This is a genomic window from Vibrio sp. D417a (assembly GCF_030248595.1).
In the GTDB taxonomy this organism is placed as follows: Bacteria; Pseudomonadota; Gammaproteobacteria; order Enterobacterales; family Vibrionaceae; genus Vibrio; species Vibrio alginolyticus.
In genome coordinates, this window is record NZ_JAHGAM010000005.1 from 331,152 (window position 1) to 348,499 (window position 17,348).

General features: G+C 44.6%; 21 protein-coding genes. 9 read left to right on the plus strand and 12 right to left on the minus strand.

Annotated elements, in window-relative coordinates; translation table 11 throughout:
* Nucleotides 1-42 precede the first annotated feature (42 nt).
* Both creD and KI742_RS06910 read left to right on the plus strand, forming a co-directional pair.
* Nucleotides 43-1,383 (plus strand): cell envelope integrity protein CreD, encoded by a 1,341-nt coding sequence (gene creD, locus KI742_RS06905; RefSeq protein ID WP_285385269.1) that lies wholly within the window; start codon nt 43-45, stop codon nt 1,381-1,383.
* The gene (locus KI742_RS06910; RefSeq protein ID WP_285385268.1) at nt 1,370-1,798 is read left to right on the plus strand and encodes a DUF2809 domain-containing protein; all 429 of its coding nucleotides are present in this window, start codon (nt 1,370-1,372) and stop codon (nt 1,796-1,798) included. Before creD ends, KI742_RS06910 begins: the two co-directional genes overlap by 14 nt.
* A 506-nt stretch (nt 1,799-2,304) precedes the next feature.
* Here the strand turns inward: KI742_RS06910 and KI742_RS06915 are convergent.
* Complete coding sequence (locus KI742_RS06915; RefSeq protein ID WP_285385267.1) at nt 2,305-2,979, minus strand: fructose-6-phosphate aldolase; 675 nt, start codon at nt 2,977-2,979, stop codon at nt 2,305-2,307.
* A 254-nt stretch (nt 2,980-3,233) separates the two neighbouring features.
* Between KI742_RS06915 and KI742_RS06920 the strand changes: the two genes are divergently transcribed.
* Together KI742_RS06920 and KI742_RS06925 are read left to right on the plus strand one after the other, a co-directional pair.
* The gene (locus KI742_RS06920; protein ID WP_285385266.1) at nt 3,234-4,175 is read left to right on the plus strand and encodes a glycyl-radical enzyme activating protein; all 942 of its coding nucleotides are present in this window, start codon (nt 3,234-3,236) and stop codon (nt 4,173-4,175) included.
* A gap of 2 nt (nt 4,176-4,177) precedes the next feature.
* The gene (locus KI742_RS06925) at nt 4,178-6,601 is read left to right on the plus strand and encodes a formate C-acetyltransferase/glycerol dehydratase family glycyl radical enzyme (RefSeq protein WP_213897515.1); all 2,424 of its coding nucleotides are present in this window, start codon (nt 4,178-4,180) and stop codon (nt 6,599-6,601) included.
* An 84-nt stretch (nt 6,602-6,685) separates the two neighbouring features.
* Here KI742_RS06925 and KI742_RS06930 read toward each other — a convergent pair whose 3' ends face one another.
* Nucleotides 6,686-7,231, minus strand: a complete 546-nt coding sequence (locus KI742_RS06930; protein ID WP_054574902.1) for a TetR/AcrR family transcriptional regulator — start codon at nt 7,229-7,231, stop codon at nt 6,686-6,688.
* Nucleotides 7,232-7,329: 98 nt separating this feature from the next.
* On the opposite strand from KI742_RS06930, the gene KI742_RS06935 reads away from it, so the two are divergent.
* The 4 genes from KI742_RS06935 (at nt 7,330) to KI742_RS06950 (ending at nt 8,876) form a co-directional block, all read left to right on the plus strand.
* The gene (locus tag KI742_RS06935; RefSeq protein WP_285385265.1) at nt 7,330-7,803 is read left to right on the plus strand and encodes an HPP family protein; all 474 of its coding nucleotides are present in this window, start codon (nt 7,330-7,332) and stop codon (nt 7,801-7,803) included.
* 138 nt (nt 7,804-7,941) lie between these two features.
* Entirely contained in the window at nt 7,942-8,157 is a 216-nt protein-coding gene (locus tag KI742_RS06940) for a TIGR02450 family Trp-rich protein (RefSeq protein ID WP_005374999.1), read from the plus strand.
* A 112-nt stretch (nt 8,158-8,269) separates the two neighbouring features.
* On the plus strand, nt 8,270-8,647 hold the full coding sequence (locus KI742_RS06945; RefSeq protein ID WP_005386881.1) for a PH domain-containing protein: 378 nt from the start codon (nt 8,270-8,272) through the stop codon (nt 8,645-8,647).
* A 10-nt stretch (nt 8,648-8,657) separates the two neighbouring features.
* Nucleotides 8,658-8,876, plus strand: a complete 219-nt coding sequence (locus KI742_RS06950) for a DUF6500 family protein (RefSeq protein WP_017634431.1) — start codon at nt 8,658-8,660, stop codon at nt 8,874-8,876.
* Here the strand turns inward: KI742_RS06950 and KI742_RS06955 are convergent.
* The 9 genes from KI742_RS06955 to fliD form a co-directional block, all read right to left on the minus strand.
* Nucleotides 8,873-9,160, minus strand: coding sequence for a hypothetical protein (locus tag KI742_RS06955; protein ID WP_005375002.1), 288 nt, complete (start codon nt 9,158-9,160; stop codon nt 8,873-8,875). The genes KI742_RS06950 and KI742_RS06955 overlap by 4 nt on opposite strands.
* Nucleotides 9,161-9,237: 77 nt before the next feature.
* A complete protein-coding gene (locus KI742_RS06960) occupies nt 9,238-10,233 on the minus strand; it encodes a flagellar motor protein MotB (RefSeq protein WP_115386813.1) in 996 nt (331 codons plus the stop codon).
* On the minus strand, nt 10,233-11,090 hold the full coding sequence (gene motA, locus KI742_RS06965) for a flagellar motor stator protein MotA (RefSeq protein WP_005375006.1): 858 nt from the start codon (nt 11,088-11,090) through the stop codon (nt 10,233-10,235). Before motA ends, KI742_RS06960 begins: the two co-directional genes overlap by 1 nt.
* 10 nt (nt 11,091-11,100) lie before the next feature.
* Nucleotides 11,101-11,829: a FliA/WhiG family RNA polymerase sigma factor gene (locus KI742_RS06970; protein ID WP_005375008.1), complete on the minus strand. Its 729-nt coding sequence runs from the start codon at nt 11,827-11,829 to the stop codon at nt 11,101-11,103.
* Nucleotides 11,830-11,841: 12 nt separating this feature from the next.
* Nucleotides 11,842-12,342 (minus strand): flagellar basal body-associated protein FliL, encoded by a 501-nt coding sequence (gene fliL, locus KI742_RS06975; RefSeq protein WP_005375011.1) that lies wholly within the window; start codon nt 12,340-12,342, stop codon nt 11,842-11,844.
* A gap of 22 nt (nt 12,343-12,364) precedes the next feature.
* The gene (locus KI742_RS06980; protein WP_065275489.1) at nt 12,365-13,438 is read right to left on the minus strand and encodes a flagellar hook-length control protein FliK; all 1,074 of its coding nucleotides are present in this window, start codon (nt 13,436-13,438) and stop codon (nt 12,365-12,367) included.
* Nucleotides 13,435-13,755, minus strand: coding sequence for a hypothetical protein (locus KI742_RS06985; RefSeq protein WP_005375013.1), 321 nt, complete (start codon nt 13,753-13,755; stop codon nt 13,435-13,437). The genes KI742_RS06980 and KI742_RS06985 overlap by 4 nt, the downstream gene beginning before the upstream one ends.
* Nucleotides 13,739-14,125, minus strand: coding sequence for a flagellar export chaperone FliS (gene fliS, locus KI742_RS06990; RefSeq protein ID WP_005375014.1), 387 nt, complete (start codon nt 14,123-14,125; stop codon nt 13,739-13,741). The genes KI742_RS06985 and fliS overlap by 17 nt, the downstream gene beginning before the upstream one ends.
* 32 nt (nt 14,126-14,157) lie before the next feature.
* On the minus strand, nt 14,158-15,504 hold the full coding sequence (gene fliD / locus KI742_RS06995; protein ID WP_005375015.1) for a flagellar filament capping protein FliD: 1,347 nt from the start codon (nt 15,502-15,504) through the stop codon (nt 14,158-14,160).
* Nucleotides 15,505-15,920: 416 nt separating this feature from the next.
* On the opposite strand from fliD, the gene KI742_RS07000 reads away from it, so the two are divergent.
* Entirely contained in the window at nt 15,921-16,208 is a 288-nt protein-coding gene (locus KI742_RS07000) for a hypothetical protein (protein WP_025768597.1), read from the plus strand.
* Nucleotides 16,209-16,278: 70 nt separating this feature from the next.
* Here the strand turns inward: KI742_RS07000 and lafA are convergent, their stop codons facing one another.
* On the minus strand, nt 16,279-17,130 hold the full coding sequence (gene lafA, locus KI742_RS07005; protein ID WP_005375019.1) for a lateral flagellin LafA: 852 nt from the start codon (nt 17,128-17,130) through the stop codon (nt 16,279-16,281).
* Nucleotides 17,131-17,348: the final 218 nt, after the last annotated feature.

The window sequence follows — 17,348 nt, forward strand, 5'->3', positions numbered from 1 at the left end:
TGCTGATCTAGATTACTTCCATCAGCAAATGGAGAATGAAATATGAAAAAGATCCTCAATAACCAACTCGGCACGAAGTTCGCTTTCGTGCTGTTTTTGTTTGTCTTACTGCAAATCCCGCTTTCAATGGTCACAGGGTTGATCTCAGAGCGCTCATATCGCCAAGATGAAGTCAGAAACGACATCGCACGCAGCAGCAGCGGCGAACAGCGCATCATTGGTCCATTCATCATGGTTAACTACACCGAAACCAGTTACCGAGATGACAAAGTACAGATTAAAGAGCGTCGTAAATTCCTCCTACCCAGCACTTTTGATATGAACGCAAATCTGGACAGTTTTGAAAAGTACCGAGGCATTTACCGCGCGCGTTTATACAAAGCACAAGTGGCGCTGAAAGGCACTTTTGATGCAGACGATCTCACGGCATTGCAGGGGCTTGATATTGAAAACATGAGCCTAGTGGTTGGTATTGAAGACAGCCGTGGATTGATTCGTTTGGATGACATGACCATGGCGAGCTCTGAAATCGAAGTCGCACCGGGAACGGGGTTAGATCAGTTACCACAAGGCTTCCACAGTGCTCTGATACTCGCAGACCTAAACGCAGAACAACCTTTGGCATTCGATCTTAACTTCTTGCTGCAAGGGATGGGGCAGCTTCAAGTCACACCAATCGGCAGTCAAACAACGGTTGAACTTTCTTCAACTTGGGCACATCCAAGCTTTATTGGTGATTACTTACCGGTGTCATCAGAAGTCTCTGAAGATGGATTTAATGCACAATGGGCGAGCAACAACTTCTCTACCAATATCGCGCAACTGTTCCAAAGCTGTTTGTCATCGAATCACGCGTGTCATGAGCTTGAACAGCGACAAATGGGCGTAGATTTGATTGATCCCGTGGACCACTATCTGAAATCTCACCGAGCAGTGAACTATTCACTGTTGGTTATCACATTAGTATTTGCGAGTTTCTTCTTGCTGGAGCTGTTCCAAGCGCGTCCGGTTCACCCAGTACAATACGGTTTTATTGGTCTGGCTTTAGCGCTTTTCTATCTGTTGCTGATTTCGATGAGTGAACACCTCGGCTTCAACTGGGCGTATGTGGTGTCGGCAGTCGCATCGACTGGGCTATTAAGTGTGTACGTGAGCGGTATGTTGAGCAACACCAAACACGGCGCGATATTCGGAGCGTGTTTACTTACTCTCTACGGATTACTGTTTGGCTTGCTACAAGCAGAAAGCTACGCATTGGTTATGGGGACATTGCTGTGTTTCGCGATTTTGAGCTTCACGATGGTTATTACACGCAACATCGACTGGTACGCACGAAATAAGAAAGCAGAAGAAAGTGCAAAGGCGAATCATGAAGATGTTTAAACGAGTCACTCTTACTGGTCAGCCAAGCGATATGGTGGAAGAAACGTGCGCTATCCTCCTGCGATTTTCTGCAAAAAATGGACTGAAAAGCTTGGTGTGTTTTATCGCATTGGTCGTTATTGCGCTCTATGTTCGAGACAGCTTTATTCGACCGACATTTGGTGATGTTCTGGTTGTGGTTTGGCTTTACTACTTTCTTGCAAGCTTGTTCTCCATGCCCGTTAACTGGCTGGTTTCACTGGTGGTGTTGATTGCGTTTGCTGTTGAGTTAGGGCAACTGTTACAGGTCGCAGCTTGGCTTGGTATCGAACCTTCATCACCGCTGGCTGTAATTTGGGGCACCACATTTGATTGGAAAGATCTGCTGGCTTACTGCATCGGAGGTCTACTGTGTTGGTGGATGGAAAAGAAATGAAAAACGAGATGAAAGCCATTGTGCTACCAAACCGACTCCGCCATTCCAAACGAGGTATTCGTAAAAGGATCAAAATCTGTTTACTAAAGCGCGTGTACCTTTGGTCACTGACCAATAGAGAACTGCTGTAAACCTCACCTGTTTATATGAAATACAAAAGGGAACTTTAAGTTCACCGGCGCACAGGGTGAGTTAAGATTCCCTTATTAATCGGGTCTATTGAGCTTTCAAGCTGATTTTTGCAGCTATTTGTGGGTAATTTATATGAGGTAGAGACATCTGAAATGTAGTTGGTGTAACTGACAAGCCGGTAATGAAGTAAAAATGAACCACAAACGCTGCCCGAAGGATTCGGCTAAAAGCGTTTTACTCTTTGTTGAGAGGTAATTGCTTAGAATGACTAGGCGGCAAACCTCTCGCCGCGATTAAAACGCTTTTATCTCGAACAAAATTTAACCATGAAAGTTCAATAGACCCTAACTAAGACATCTAGCTGCTATTTTTAATTAGCTTTCAAATGAAAGCTTCTCGCCGAACGTCTCTTTCCAGTCTTTATCGAACTGCTCAACCGCCGGTTTTACTGCTGGATGTGCGAACATTTGTGCCGTCACATCAGTTGGCAATGTAATGGCTTCGATGCCCAGTTTCATCACCTCCATCGCTTGTTGAGTGTTCTTGAAACTGGCTGCCAAAATCTTCGTTGGTAGTTGGTTTTGATCGAGCAACAATTGAAGATCTGCGACCACTTCAACACCGTTGCCGTTCATCGCATCAATGCGGTTTACGTAAGGTGCTAGATAGTCTGCACCGCACAGTGCTGCAAGGAAACCTTGTTGAGCTGAATAGATAGCGGTGGCAAGAACCTGAATTCCCTCTTTTTTCATTAGCTTAATTGCTGCTAAGCCGGTTTCTTTTGCTGGCACTTTTACCACCATGTCGTAAGGCAATTCATTCAGTTGGCGTGCTTCTGCCACCATACCTTCGACGGTTGAACTCACGACTTGAGCGTGAAAGCGAGGTGTACCGCCAAGTGCTTCTTGCATGCCTGCTAGGGTTTCATTCAGTCCCTGTTTTGACTTCGCCAAAATGCTTGGGTTTGTCGTCACGCCTTTTAGCGGTAGGCATTGGTTAAAGCGTTTTACTTCTGCCACATCAGCAGTATCTAAATAAAGTTCAATCATGGTTTCTACCTTAAACAAAATCTTCGTTTTGATGATGGGATCACTATAGATCTGACAATCGAACGAGATCTTGACCTCGATCAATTGAAATTTCATTTGAAACTATAATAATTTCATTAAATGAAAGTTAAGTGAAACTTGTAAACGCTCAAATGAAGCTTTCAGTTCGAACAAAGAAAAGCCGTTGATAAGACTTAACCAGCAAGAAACGGATTAAGTACACAGCGGTAGCACAGACCAAGAGGCAAGCAGAGATGTATTTCAATATTCAACGATTCTCTACCCATGATGGCGATGGCATTCGTTCCATTCTTTTTCTTAAAGGATGCAGCTTGTCTTGCCCTTGGTGTCAAAACCCAGAAAGCCGCAGCGAAAAGCATTCACTGTTGTTTGATCAGCGAAGCTGCATGGAAGATTGCCAGCTGTGCGTTTCTGCTTATCAAGCTACAACTCAATCTACTGCGGGTAGTGAAACGGTGAGCTATGGTATTCAACGCATCGACAACCAGATCATCATCAATCGCAAAGCCATCAAAGAAGACCAACTGATCGCGCTGCGCAATGTCTGTCCTACGCAAGCACTGACCGTCTGTGGTGAAGAGGCGAAATCAGACATGCTGTTCGACACCTTAATGAAAGACAAACCTTTCTACGACCAAAGCCAAGGTGGCGTGACCTTCTCCGGTGGTGAGCCACTCATGCAAGCGGATTTGGTGGCAGAACTCGCACAGCGTCTGCATGACAACCAAGTCTCTACCGCCATTGAATCGTGTATGCATGTGCCGTGGAAGAACGTCGAAAAAGCCGCGCCGCATATTGGTTGTTGGTTGGCGGATTTAAAACACACCGATGAAGAAAAGTTTCTTAACTGGGCGAAAGGTTCACTAAAACGCATCAAAGACAATTTCCGAAAACTGGCACCTATCGCGAAACGCATTGTGATTCGCGTTCCCGTGGTGCCGGGGTTCAATGACACCATCGAAGAGTTGAAAGACATCATCGATTTTGCGGCTTCACTAGAAAGCTGCCAAGAACTTCACTTGCTGCCGTACCACACGCTCGGCATCAATAAATACCGTTTGCTCGATATGCCTTACGAGTGTTCTGACAAGCCATTAAACAAACCAGAACTGCTAGAAAGCGCCATGCAATACGCAAGCGAAAACACCCAACTTAACGTGATTGTAAGAGGTTAACTATGGACCTAAATTACCTTCCTGAGCGTATCAAAGCGCACAAATCGGCACTGGTAAATATCGTAACGCCACCTGTCTGTACCGAGCGTGCAGAGGCATACACTCGTGCTTATCAAGCAAACGAAGACAAACCTGTGATTGTCCAACGTGCGCTAGCACTGCAAGAGCACTTACGCACTCGTACGATTTGGATTAAACACGATGAGCTAATCGTCGGTAACCAAGCGAGCAAAGTGCGCGCTGCGCCTATTTTCCCAGAATACACTGTACGTTGGATTGAAGCGGAAATTGATGAGCTAGCCGACCGCCCTGGTGCAGGCTTTGCGGTCACTGAAGAAGATAAGCAAAGCATCCACAGCATCACACCGTACTGGCGCGGTAAAACCGTTCAAGACCGTTGTTATGGCTTGTTTACTGATGAGCAGCAAGAAATCTTAGCCAGCACCATCATTAAAGCTGAAGGCAACATGACTTCGGGTGATGCGCACCTTGCGGTGGATAACGAGAAAATCCTTAAGCTAGGCATGAACGGTTTGTTAGAGGATGTTCGTCAGCACCGTGCTAACAATGATGTTTCGACCTTTGAAGGCTTGAAGAAAGAGCAGTTCTACAAATCGGTCGAAATCGTACTGCTTGCGATTCAAGATCACATATTAAGCTACGCTGAATTGGCGGCAAAAATGGCGCTAGAAGAGACACGCCCGCTGCGCAAAGCTGAGTTAGAAAGTATTGCGGCAAACTGTCGTCATGTAGCAAGCCACGCACCAGAAAACTTCTGGCAAGCACTGCAATTGAGCTACTTCGTTCAGTTGATGTTACAAATCGAATCGAACGGTCACTCGGTTTCTTTCGGTCGTATGGACCAATTCCTAAACGAATTTTATGTTCGCGATATCGAAAACAGCGCGATTGAAAAAGACTTTGCACTAGAGCTTTTACAAAGCTGCTGGTTGAAGCTGCTTGAAGTAAACAAGATTCGCTCTGGCGCACACTCAAAAGCCTCCGCAGGTTCTCCGTTGTATCAAAACGTCTGTATCGGCGGTCAGAAGTTGAATGAAAAGGGTGAGCCTGAAGACGCAGTGAATCCTCTTTCTTGGGCGATTCTGGAATCTTGTGGTCAGTTGCGTTCGACGCAACCTAACTTGAGTGTGCGTTACCACGAAGGTTTGAACCAAGAGTTCTTAATGGGCTGTATCGAAGTGATTAAATGCGGCTTCGGTATGCCAGCGTTCAACAACGATGAGATTGTTATTCCTGAATTCATCAAGCTTGGCGTAGAGAAAGAAGACGCTTACAACTACGCATCTATCGGCTGTATCGAGACGGCGGTTCCGGGCAAATGGGGTTACCGTTGTACGGGCATGAGCTTCATTAACTTCGCTCGTATCCTGCTCGCTTCATTGAACGAAGGTGTGGATGCAACAACGGGTAAAGCCTTCTTGCCACACGATAAGTCATTAGCAAAAGGTAACTTTGAGAACTTTGAGCAAGTGACAGCTTCTTGGGCAGAGCAAATCCGCTACTACACCCGTAAATCGATTGAGATTGATACGGTAGTCGACAGCGTACTTGAACAGCAAGCTCAAGACATCTTCTGTTCAACGCTGGTGGATGACTGTTTGGCTCGCGGTAAAACCGTGAAAGAAGGTGGCGCGAAATACGATTGGGTATCTGGCTTGCAAGTCGGTATCGCGAACTTGGGTAACAGCCTAGCCGTCATCAAGCACCTTGTTTTCGATGACGCGCAGATTACTCAGCCTGAGCTAGCAAAAGCATTGGCAGAAGATTTCGATGGCATGGAGAACGAACAGCTTCGCCAACGTCTTATCAACTTTGCACCAAAATACGGTAATGATGATGACGCAGTAGACCAACTACTGGCAGACGCTTACCAAGTGTACATTGATGAGCTAGAGCAGTTCGTTAATACGCGTCATGGGCGTGGTCCAATTGGCGGAGGTTACTACGCAGGTACATCAAGTATCTCGGCAAACGTCCCATTTGGCGCTTCAACTATGGCAACGCCAGACGGTCGTAAAGCGAAAACGCCATTGGCAGAAGGTGCAAGCCCATCCTCTGGCTCAGACCGTTTAGGTCCAACAGCTGTGTACAACTCGGTCGGTAAGATCCAAGCGAACAAGATTCTTGGTGGCGTGCTGCTTAACCAGAAATTAAGCCCGGCAGCGGTTGAGTCTGAAGGGGATAAGCTCAAACTTTCTATGTTGATTCGTACCTTCTTCAACCACCACAAAGGTTGGCACGTGCAGTACAACATCGTCTCTCGTGAGACCTTGCTAGCTGCGAAGAAGAACCCTGAACAATATCGTGATCTTGTTGTGCGAGTCGCAGGCTACTCGGCCTTCTTCACCGCACTATCACCAGATGCGCAAGATGACATCATCGCACGTACTGAGCACGAGCTGTAAGTACACTCACTAAGTAAAACAAAAGGCACCGATAGGTGCCTTTGGTTTGAATACTTAATTCGCGAATGACTATACCTGACCGCATTACAGCTTGTGCAAAATGGTCACGCATTTCTTCGTGACGTTGTCGTATTCTTTCGTCATGTAAGCGGTAGTGATCGCGCCCTCTTTCATGATGCAAATGGCATCGAGTAATGAAGCGTTGTCTGATTTGAGATAGCGTTGAATTAGCTCTCTGACTTGCTGCTTATGGTAGCGGCAATACGTTGCGATCTCGCCACTGTCGTCACTGAATTCCGCGGACGTATTGATGAAAAAGCAACCGCGAAACTCGCCCAGCTTTTCTTCAGAGCCATGAAACCAGCCGTTGAGTGCTGTAAATAACTGATCGATCACCTCCGCGCACGTTTGTGCTGAAGAAAGCTTTTCCTCCAACCATTCCATAAATACTTGGTGGCGTTGTTCTAATGCGGCGATGATAAGCGCTTCTTTGCTCTCAAAATGGTTATATAGCGTGCGTTTAGCCACGCCTGAAACATTGAGAACTTCATTGATGCCAATAGAGTTGATGCCTTGTTTGTAAAACAGTGACAAAGCTGTGTCGATCAATAACTGTTTCTTTTTGTTCATAACTATGTCCTCAAAAAGTTCCATAAACACATATTGACAAAGGTAGACAGATTTGTCTATTTTATTTTGTAGACAATTTGGTCTACTTTGAGGTGTTTATGAATAATTTAATTTTATCGTTGGTTGCCGGGCTTGGCGCTACGTTGGCTATTGGCGTATTGTCCTACGTTGAGGTATCACTGACGGAGGTTGTACTCCTGATGGCACCATTTGGTGCTACCGCAGTACTGGTGTTTGGGGTGCCAGGCAGCCCTCTTGCTCAACCCAAAAACGTGATCATTGGTCACTTCATCACGGCCTCTATCGGTATTGCGTTTAGCCAGTATGTTGACGTCACGCCGGTCACGCTAGCGATTGCGACGGGGCTAGGTGTGTCTGCGATGCTGATTACGAAGACCACTCATCCACCTGCGGGTGCAAATCCAATTTTGATCATGGCGTCTGGGCAGGGATGGAGTTTTCTCTTCACGCCTGTCCTGATTGGCGCGATAGTGATTGTTCTGGTCGGTAAAGGGTTACAGTTGCTACAAAGTCAGTACTTAAACCCTCGATTGAATGGTCAGAAGACCTAGTCGGATTGTAGTTAGAGCCGCGAAAGGGAGTGATCTCTTTTGCGGTTTTATCTTTTGTCGGTTTGCAAAAACAAAATCTGATTCTCTCTTGGTATTCAGTCGTATACATCAACATGGTAGTTAAATTGGTACAATGCGATGAACAGAATCCACCCTAAGAAACTATTGCACAGTAAATGGACGGCAATTTCACCTAAAAACAAAGAGAAGCATTTTGTTGTGACGGAAATGGAACTAGATGAAGATGGTAACGTTGTGAGATGTGTCATCGAGGCAGTCATGAGTAAACGCGACCGAGAGATGAACTGGCAAGACCTAAAAGACTCTGAGCAATGGATGCAAGGGTGGAAGTGAGTGACGCTTCGTTGTTGGGCGAATCAAGCAGAAACGTGCGTTGCGAGTAGGCAAAAGTGGTGCTATCTGATACGTTGATAATTCGTTCTAACGCCCACTCAAAGGATTAATTATGATTGATTTCGACAATTCCTCTGTATTTAAGCTTAAGCCGATTGACGTTTCTAATGCCAGAGAAGACTTCCTTAAGTTCTTGATTGATGGTGAGACTATTTTCGCTGCTTTTAAAACAGTTCGTGACCAAGTGGTGTTTACGAACAAGCGAGTGATAGCGGCAAATGTGCAAGGGATTACCGGCTCAAAAGTGGATTACACTTCTTTGCCTTACAGTAAGATCAATGCATTTTCTATCGAGACCTCTGGTACTTTTGATTTGGATTGTGAAATCGAGTTCTTCATGAGTGAGGTGGGAAGAGTGCGTTTTGAAATTAAAGGCTCGTTTGATTTGATTTCTTTCAACCGTATGGTTAGTGAGTATGTACTAGGTTAAGGGATTAGAAATGAGAGCTTCGCTGAGAGACAAAATTATAGAGGTCTGTGACAAAAAGATCGCGAGTAAAGGTGAATTGGTTGGTCTCTCATTTTATGCGTTTTTCGCTAATAAAAATGACGACCCAGAGCTGTTGATGGAAGCGGCTACGTGGTGGATTCAGACTCATCAGCTCGACCACTTCGAAAAAGCAGTAAAAATAAAATCAATGGTCGAGTCGGGGAGCTAAATTAAAAAAAAGAAGTAAAGAAAGCAGACAAATGCTAATAACGTTGCGGACAAAACAGGGTAGATAATGTAAGAGTCCTGCTTGTTGGTTCGTTGAAAACATAGCGAAACAAGTAAGACGTTATAAACAACAAGTAACAAGCTGATCATGGTTCCGCTGTTTAGTGTCATACTTGATAGCTGAGTTAAGAAAAACGCCAATAAAAGGTAATCGAAGACAATGAGCCATAAAAAGGCTTTCTTTAGTAAGTCGCTTTTTCTTTTTTCGGATGATGTTATGTGCATATAGAACTCAACTAAAAAGTCACAGTAACAGAGGCTTTGGTTAGAGAGGTCACCATCAGAGTGGTGACCTTTTAAGATTATAATTCTTGAATTTTTACTTCGCTGGTGGCGGTATCGCCGGAGTAATTGATGACTTCTTGACGAATGACTGGTTGGTTGAATTCAGCCTTCTCTTTCGCTTTTTGCAGTTCGCTTTCTTGGTGGTTGCCAAAAAGGGTCTCAAGCACTTTAGCGGCAGGAGTCGTTAAAACAAACAGCTCAATACGACGGTTTTCGCTAGAATCTGGCTCATCAGGATTAAGCAGCGCTCTATCTGACATACCCGTTACCTGCATTACTCTATCATCCGGCATACCGCCTTCAACTAACGTATTTCTTGCTACGTCTGCTCGAGAGGCTGATAACGCCCAGTTAGATTGACGACCAAAACGCTTTTTAAATGGAATTGCATCTGTGTGTCCGCTGATGATCAGAGGGTTGTTAACACGATGAAATACAGGTGCTAGTGCGAGCAGTAAATCTTCAAAAAAAGGAGTAAGTTCTGCACCACCACGGCTGAACATATGCTGTTTGTAATCATCTTGAAGGACGATACGCAAACCTTGTGGTGTCACCGTGACGTTTACATTTCCCTGCGCATTAATTTGGGCAGTCATTTGCTCAATTACTTTCGCTAGTGCGGCAAGTTGCTCTTGAGTATCGAAGTTACCAGGAATCAAAGAATCAATTTCTGGTCCATCCCCATCACCTTTAAAGTAAGAGCTTACTACATGGTTGGAGTTGTGTTTACTTGGCACAGAAGAGTCCTGTGCCAAGTCGATAGGAGAAATACTTTGTGACGTATCAAATGGGTTGCCGTAACTCTTGTCGAATACGCTTGAACTATGCAAGTGGGCAACAATCGCTTTACGCTCTTCTTTGTCTACCACCTGCATAACCCAAAGTACAAGAAACAGCGCCATTAGGGCGATCATGAAGTCAGCAAACGCGACTTTCCACGCGCCGCCATGAGACGACTCATCATGGCTGTATACTTTGGCACGTTTGAACACTACATGCTCTTGTTTTTGCATTATCCCTCCTGTTCAGCTAACCACTTCTCCATTTGGTTGAATGTTGGTTTGATGTCTAGCTGAATATGTTTACGACCAGCGTCAATGGCGAGCAATGTCGGCTTTTTCGCTACGTAGGCAACCAAGGTTGCACGAACGCACTCAAAAGCAGTCATATTACGTTTTACTCGCTGAGCCATGGCGTTACTTAGTGGATCTAAGCCACAGTAACAACCGAAAATACCAATGAATGTACCAACGAGAGCTGCCGCAACGTGATAACCAATCATAGCGATTGAGCCATCAATAGCTTGCATGGTGATAATGATGCCACCAACTGCTGCAAGAATACCGAAGCCAGGTAGTGCTTCAGCTGTACGCTGTAGTGAGCGTGAAGGTAAAAGCATTTCGTTCTGTATTGCTTCGATTTCTTGCTCTAGCAGTCCCTCTAATTCATGAGGCGACATCTGTCCCATTGCCATTAAACGTAAATTGTCAGTAATGAAAGAAATTAGGCGATGATCTTCTGCGATCGTTGGGTAAGCGAGGAACATAGAGCTTTGCTCCGGAGCCTCAATATGAGAATCCAGAAACTTGTATCCGCGGTTTCTCGCTGTCTCTAGCAAGTTGTTGAGTAGTGCCATTAATTCCATGTAGTACTCATGCTCTTCTGTTGGACCTTTAATGGTCGCTGGCACTTGGCGACGCATTTCTTTTAGTACATGAGGCGGATTACCGATGATCAAAGAACCAGCAGCGGCGCCAATAATGATAAGGAATTCGGCTGGCTGCCAGATAGCACCTAAGCTACCACCGGCCCACATATATCCACCGAAGACGCACACCAGGATAGTGAGCACTCCAAAAAACTTTTGCATCTTGTGACTCCTAAGAGGACATTAATTGGTTGAGTTGTTTCAGCGCTTGTTTGTGAAGCTGACATATACGAGGTGGTGTCAGATCCAATACCAGAGCTATTTCGTGTAAGTTGAGTTCATGTTGATAGAACAGAGTCAGGAGCAGTTGATCGCGCTTAGGTAATTTACCCAAAGCACTGTCTAAACTACGACGAATATGTTCATGTTCCATGCCATCGTATTGCCCGCCAATGTAGCTATCACCGCTGCTCTCCATCAGTTGGTCAAGGCTTTGCATCTCGCCTGCGAGAGCGGCATTTTGGCGGTTGTAATAATCTTGCTCATTCGTCCCTAAAGCCTGGATGATTTCGGCATCCGTTGGCATTCGACCTAACGTTCGAGTGAGATCTCGAGTCACGTCGTTGAGCTCGTGGGCTTGTTGACGAGTCTTACGTGAACGCCAATCTAGTCGGCGTAATTCGTCTAAAATAGCTCCCCGAACTCGACAAACGGCGAAAGCAGGAAAGTGAGGATCGTCAACATCGCCATATCGGCGTCCAGCCTCGACTAGAGCGATAAGGCCTATCTGCTGCATATCTTCAATACTACAGTGAGAAGTGGCATGAACGCGCAGCTGGTTAACTACGCGTTTTACCATGACCTGATGACGTTGTAGCAATGCGTTTTCATCAATTGGTCGTGACGGTGTTGTCACTTCCTCTTCTGTGGTGTAAGTGTCTTGTACATTCATGTCTAACATGGTTGTGCTCCGTTATTGCACAACATATTTAGTCAACAAAACATCGTCGATTTCTCGGACGATGTCTGTTTTAGCAAAAGCGAGTAGAAGCGTTTGCTTCACTTCGTCTTGCAGAATATCGATGGCACCCGCTTGCTGTAATTGATCAAACGTTTTGTCGCTAAACAGTTTTAATAGAGAGTTTTGTACCATAGGCATGTATTCATCGATCTCTTTGATACGCTCTGGACGGCGTGTCTCAATTGCCAGTTCTAGCATCACAAAGTGAGTCTGTTTCTTGCCTTTAACGGTCAAAACGACTTTGTCCAAAGGATGGAAGCTAGGACCTTTACTTGTCGGTTGTTCTGTGACCAAAAAAGACAGTGGAGAGTCTTCGATCAGTGAACCAGAGTCAGGTGACTCTTGAGCGTGTTTGTTTAAGTACCAGATTCCGCCCATAATTGTGACGGCCGAAACGAGGGCACTGGTGATGATCATGGCGATAAACAGGGCGATCATTTGTTGTTTGGTCATAACCTTTTTCCTCGAAGATTCACTAAGCTTGAGTGCTTAGCCAGTGTTCTGAATAGTTAGTTGTTGTCGTGGTTTGGAATGCACCAGATTCTCGTGCGGCGAAAATATTGGCGTCTTCTTCGTTTGCATGTGGGTCATTTCGACCTTGGTTTTGATCAGAGCCAACATTGACATCGACATGAACGAAGTTTTGCTCTTGTAACTCAGTACGCAATCGTTCCGAAACTTGCATTAAAGCTTCTCGTGTTGCTGCGGCATTGGCGTTGATGTGGACACTCAATCGGTCACCTTCAACACGTACAAGTAAATCCAGTTTCCCCAAGTCTGGTGGGTCTAGGCGGATTTTTGCTTCTTGTACATTTTGTTGAGCTTGGAGCGTCACGCGATCATGTAAAACTTGCATCATTTGCTCCCCCCACTTTCCGGCAGTGGTATCAACACGCACCGCTGCCCACTCAGAGCCTTGAGCTTGAACATGACTCGTCGCAACCGGTGAATGTGCAGGTTGTGTTGTAGGAGCTTGTGCTTGAAGTAGAGATGCGGTTGGTTGGCCTTGAACAGGTTGATTCAAAAGAGTTTGAAACTCAGCACCGGAGATAGGCAAACGCGAACTCGATGAAGTCGGCAGACTTTGCTTCACATCTTGTTTTGATGATGTGTTTAACATAGCGTTAGACGAATCTTGAGTAACAGACTTAACTTCGCTCGCAGTCATTAAAGATGACGCTTTTCCTAGTTTCTCAGCCTGCTTCTCTGCCATGGTAATCATACCCTGGGTTAAAGCTTGAGCTTGCGCTGCAAGATCAGTCGATTCTGTTAACCCTGGTGTACTGGTCAAGTTGGCATCCGGATCTGAAGCTGAGCGGTCATCAGTATCAAAACCATGACTTTGTACTTTGTTTGCGCTGTTCAAAGTAGAGGCCGTAAGGTGAAAACTCGGTACCGCTGACGCAGAGTTAAAGTCTTGCTCACCATTCTGCTTGTTCCCTGATTTAAAACCATGAGAAAAGCCGTGTACCGAGTTCGCTTGCTTGATGTGACCCTCATTGTTAGCTGGCGAATTACCCGAGTGCTGAGTTGAAGAAGGTATGATCATTGAGTTAGCTCCATGGTCATTGCTAATTGATAGGCCATAGCGCGTTCTTGATGGTCATTGACCATGTTCATCTCTTTTTTCAACTCGTTGGTCGACTTCTCTAATACTGCGAAGGCATTAGCGTGCACTGTTTTCGCTCGCTGGATTTCAGGTGCAAGCTTAGGATCTTTCAAAAAAGGCTTGTGACTGATCAAAAGCTCTCGCAACTGCAAGTCGTACCGCTTGAGCGCATGCCAATCGGCCGTTTTTGCGGCGAACTGGATGAGCTGAGATAAATGACGGAATCGCTCTGGCGATACTTTATGCTTGTTGTCCAAAATTCATCCAACCTTCACGAATGTTACCCATTACACGCTCAACGTTAACCAAGCGATTTGCATCGTTTTGCACGCTAGCGTAATAAAGTTCGACTTGGCAGAAGTCATACAGCTGGCGTAGGTTTTCCGCAATTTCACCGCCGTTTTCATCATCTAAAGCACTTGTTAGTCCAATCAAGATGTTCATGCATTTGTTGATTCCATTCCCTTTCTCGGCCAAACGATTTGCGGCTAGGTGGCCGCGAATACGTTCAACTTCATCGAGTAGGCCATCGATTAACATGATGACCAATTGGTGTGGATTTGCTGCTGCCGCTTGAGCGTCGAGATCGACTTGTTGGTACGAATCGTAACCAGAATCCATAAGCATGAATATTTCTCCTAAATTTGGAACCAAATGTCTTATTTTTGAGCATTAAACATGGACATGGTTTGGTTCATTTGGGTCATAATTGAATTCATTTGAGTGAATTGTTTGAGATAGCGGTTGTACGACATTTCGTACTTACGCTCTAAATTGGTTTGTTTATCTTTGATTCGGTCTAAGCTTGACTGTATTGCGTCTTTACGCGTGCTGAAGGTTCCTGATGAGAACTTCAAGAAAGGCTCTACCATCGCGTCAAGAGAATCTAGCAAAGCGTCATCCCCATTAAACAACGCCTCTAAGCCTGCGCTGTTTGTTTGTTGAGCTTCTTTGAACTTTTCTTGATCAACTTTCATTTTACCGTTGCGGTCTAGGCTCACGCCGATTTCGCTTAGGCGCATACCATTGTGTTCACCTCGGATTAACCCCGTTAACTGACTCTCAATAGAACGCAATGTCGAGTCGCTAGCGAGCACGCCGCGTTTCTGATCTTCACCGCCAATTTGGGTGTACTGATCGATAGTCGAAACAAGGGCATTGTAGGTTTCCACAAACTTATCTAGTTGTTCTTTAGTGCCTTCGCTATCAGCTCCAATTTTTAAACCGATTGGCGAATCTCCCGCGGCTTGCGGTTTAGATACGGTAATGTCAACACCGTCGATGACACCTTCAAAAGTATTACTTGCGTTGGTTAGTTTCAGGCCTGAGTCTTTTGCACCTAGCCACATAACCGCATCTTGCGGAGCGTTGATTTGCTTGAGGTTGGTGAAGGCGTCTTCAAACCACGCTTGGCCAGTACCCGATGCAGATACGTTGATCTTATTTTCGACACCAGTCTCAGTGCTCGATAGCATAAAGTGTGTTTGACCATTCGAGCGAACTAGAGTGGCGTTAACGCCAGGGTTATCCGTGTGATTGTTAATCGCACTGGCTAAATCACTGATCGTTGCAGTGCCGTCACCATTAACATCAACGGAGGACAAGTCTAGAGTCATTGTTTCACCGTTGATGGTGAATTCTAAAGATCCAGTTGTTGGTACTTCTGTCGTCGCCTCAAGGTCTGCAGGCATTCCTGTAGATACTTGATGCGCCGTTGCCACTTTTTCTACAAAAATCTGATAGTTACCCGTTAGCGCTTTAGCATCCGCGTTTGCAGTAAAGTTACCTTCTTGAGAGAGTGTCGCACTGTTTTTGATGATGCTGTTTGTGCTGTTATTCATCTCTTTCATTGCAGTACGAAAATCACGTAGTGCGCTTTCAACTTTATTAAAAGCTGACAGTTGTGACTGGTACACATTAGCTTGCGCTTGGTAACGGTTTTTGAATGGGTTTGTGTCCAATTGTGCGAATTGGGTTGCCATTTTTACTGGGTCTAAAGAACTCATGAGGTGTGCTCCTCTCATCTCTTATTGGCTTGAATACTTTGAATGCTACGCCTTAGTTTAATTATCAGTGGCAAGATGCGTGCCGTATATTAAATTCAATTAAAACAAAGGTTTAAAGCTATTTTGTTTTCTTGGGAGGAAGTGGTGTTTCCACCTTGTTTGTTCCGCCTTCCTCCATGGAAAAAGTAATTTCCTTATAAGAAAAGGCGACCTAAACAAAGAAAATATTTAATTGTATTGACGGTTCTAATTAGGAGAGATGTTTTAATTAGACGTTATATTCAGCCTTTACTTCAGCTTGATTCAGATAATTCTTACAGAGTGCATTAATTGCGTTCTGATATTATTTTTGATAGTGCGATGTGCAAGTGTTCTCACTAAAAATTAAATTTTTTACGTTTCAAAGAATGTCAGTTATGAATGAATTTGCGTTACGATTGATGAAATGTGCTCGTGCATATGAAGAGTTCATTAACAAAAAACTATTAAGTAAACAGAGCATCAATTCTGATGAGATAGCTAGTATCTTAAAGGAAGCTAAGTTCAATTTTCCTGAACTTAGAGATAGTAAAATAGGAAGTAAATTAGAGACGATAGAATTAGAACTGTTTAATAAGGTTTTATTCAATATTATGTTGAAGTTCGGATTCAGAGTGCCTGAACCTCACAAAGATAATACGAGCTCTATTTATATTCGTAGATAAAAATAAAGCCTTCCATAGGAAGGCTTTATAATTAAGACGATTTAAATTAAGCGCACTATTAACTAAGTAATTAGCGTAGTAGTGACATTGCCATGCTTGGAAGCTGGTTAGTTTGAGACAGAACAGTTGTACCTGCTTGCATCAACATTTGGTTCTTAGTCATGTTTGAAGACTCTACTGCAAAGTCTGTATCCATGATACGACCTTTAGATGCTGTAACGTTTTCTACCATGTTACCAAGGTTAGCCATAGTGTGCTCAAGACGGTTGATGTTCGCACCGAAGTCTGCACGAGAGCTACCAATTTTTTCTACTAGACCGTCAGCGCCGCTGATTTTGTCTAGTGCTGCTTTTGCTTTAGTCGCGTCATCGATACCATCTGTAATTGCTGCATCAGCAAGGATAGTAGTGATTTCACCGATACCTGCGCTTGCGCTTACAGTCAATGTTTCAGCAGAAGATGCACCGATTTGGAATGTTACGTCACCTGCACCGAAGCCGCCGCCTTTAAGAAGGTTTTGACCACCGAACTTAGTGTTGTCTACGATGTTGTTTAGTTCTGCAGTAAGCTGTGTGAACTCTTTGTTAAGAGACGCACGGTCTGTTGCACTGTTTGAACCGTTCAACGATTGTGTAGCAAGGTCGTTCATACGGTAAACGATGTTTGTCATTTCATCCATCGCACCTTCAGCAGTTTGCATCATAGAGATGCCGTCTTGTGCGTTACGCATTGCTACTGACATGCCGCGTGTTTGCGCTTCTAGACGGTTAGCAATTTGAAGACCAGCAGCGTCATCAGCAGCTGAGTTCACACGGTAGCCTGTGCTTAGACGTTCCATTGCTGTGTTTAGAAGTCCGCTTGTTGTGTTCATTGTGTTTTGAGTTACAAGCGAAGCGTAGTTAGTGTGCATTGATAAAGCCATCTTAGTCTCCTTAGTTAGTCACTATATCTTTCAGGCCTCGGGATATTCCCTTGTCACTAACTAGAGGCGGTCGGTCGGCTTTAATGATTAATTTGAAAATTAAAAAATTTCTAAAAAAGATAAAAATTGATGATTTTTAGTGATTTGTATTCCATGAAAACCGGGGAAATCATCATATAAGCCTAAATTTTTTAGTTAAGTTAAAGAAACTATTGCCC

Coding starts and splice junctions, on each gene's coding strand:
- KI742_RS06940 (WP_005374999.1), top strand. CDS start 7,942: ATGAACAGAATCCACCCTAAGAAACTATTGCACAGTAAATGGACGGCA.
- KI742_RS06950 (WP_017634431.1), top strand. CDS start 8,658: ATGAGAGCTTCGCTGAGAGACAAAATTATAGAGGTCTGTGACAAAAAG.
- KI742_RS07000 (WP_025768597.1), top strand. CDS start 15,921: ATGAATGAATTTGCGTTACGATTGATGAAATGTGCTCGTGCATATGAA.
- KI742_RS06925 (WP_213897515.1), top strand. CDS start 4,178: ATGGACCTAAATTACCTTCCTGAGCGTATCAAAGCGCACAAATCGGCA.
- KI742_RS06955 (WP_005375002.1), bottom strand. CDS start 9,160: ATGCACATAACATCATCCGAAAAAAGAAAAAGCGACTTACTAAAGAAA.
- fliS (WP_005375014.1), bottom strand. CDS start 14,125: ATGCTTATGGATTCTGGTTACGATTCGTACCAACAAGTCGATCTCGAC.
- lafA (WP_005375019.1), bottom strand. CDS start 17,130: ATGGCTTTATCAATGCACACTAACTACGCTTCGCTTGTAACTCAAAAC.
- creD (WP_285385269.1), top strand. CDS start 43: ATGAAAAAGATCCTCAATAACCAACTCGGCACGAAGTTCGCTTTCGTG.
- KI742_RS06945 (WP_005386881.1), top strand. CDS start 8,270: ATGATTGATTTCGACAATTCCTCTGTATTTAAGCTTAAGCCGATTGAC.
- KI742_RS06960 (WP_115386813.1), bottom strand. CDS start 10,233: ATGCAAAAACAAGAGCATGTAGTGTTCAAACGTGCCAAAGTATACAGC.
- KI742_RS06935 (WP_285385265.1), top strand. CDS start 7,330: ATGAATAATTTAATTTTATCGTTGGTTGCCGGGCTTGGCGCTACGTTG.
- KI742_RS06915 (WP_285385267.1), bottom strand. CDS start 2,979: ATGATTGAACTTTATTTAGATACTGCTGATGTGGCAGAAGTAAAACGC.
- KI742_RS06980 (WP_065275489.1), bottom strand. CDS start 13,438: ATGATCATACCTTCTTCAACTCAGCACTCGGGTAATTCGCCAGCTAAC.
- KI742_RS06930 (WP_054574902.1), bottom strand. CDS start 7,231: ATGAACAAAAAGAAACAGTTATTGATCGACACAGCTTTGTCACTGTTT.
- KI742_RS06920 (WP_285385266.1), top strand. CDS start 3,234: ATGTATTTCAATATTCAACGATTCTCTACCCATGATGGCGATGGCATT.
- KI742_RS06970 (WP_005375008.1), bottom strand. CDS start 11,829: ATGTTAGACATGAATGTACAAGACACTTACACCACAGAAGAGGAAGTG.
- fliD (WP_005375015.1), bottom strand. CDS start 15,504: ATGAGTTCTTTAGACCCAGTAAAAATGGCAACCCAATTCGCACAATTG.
- motA (WP_005375006.1), bottom strand. CDS start 11,090: ATGCAAAAGTTTTTTGGAGTGCTCACTATCCTGGTGTGCGTCTTCGGT.
- fliL (WP_005375011.1), bottom strand. CDS start 12,342: ATGACCAAACAACAAATGATCGCCCTGTTTATCGCCATGATCATCACC.
- KI742_RS06910 (WP_285385268.1), top strand. CDS start 1,370: ATGAAGATGTTTAAACGAGTCACTCTTACTGGTCAGCCAAGCGATATG.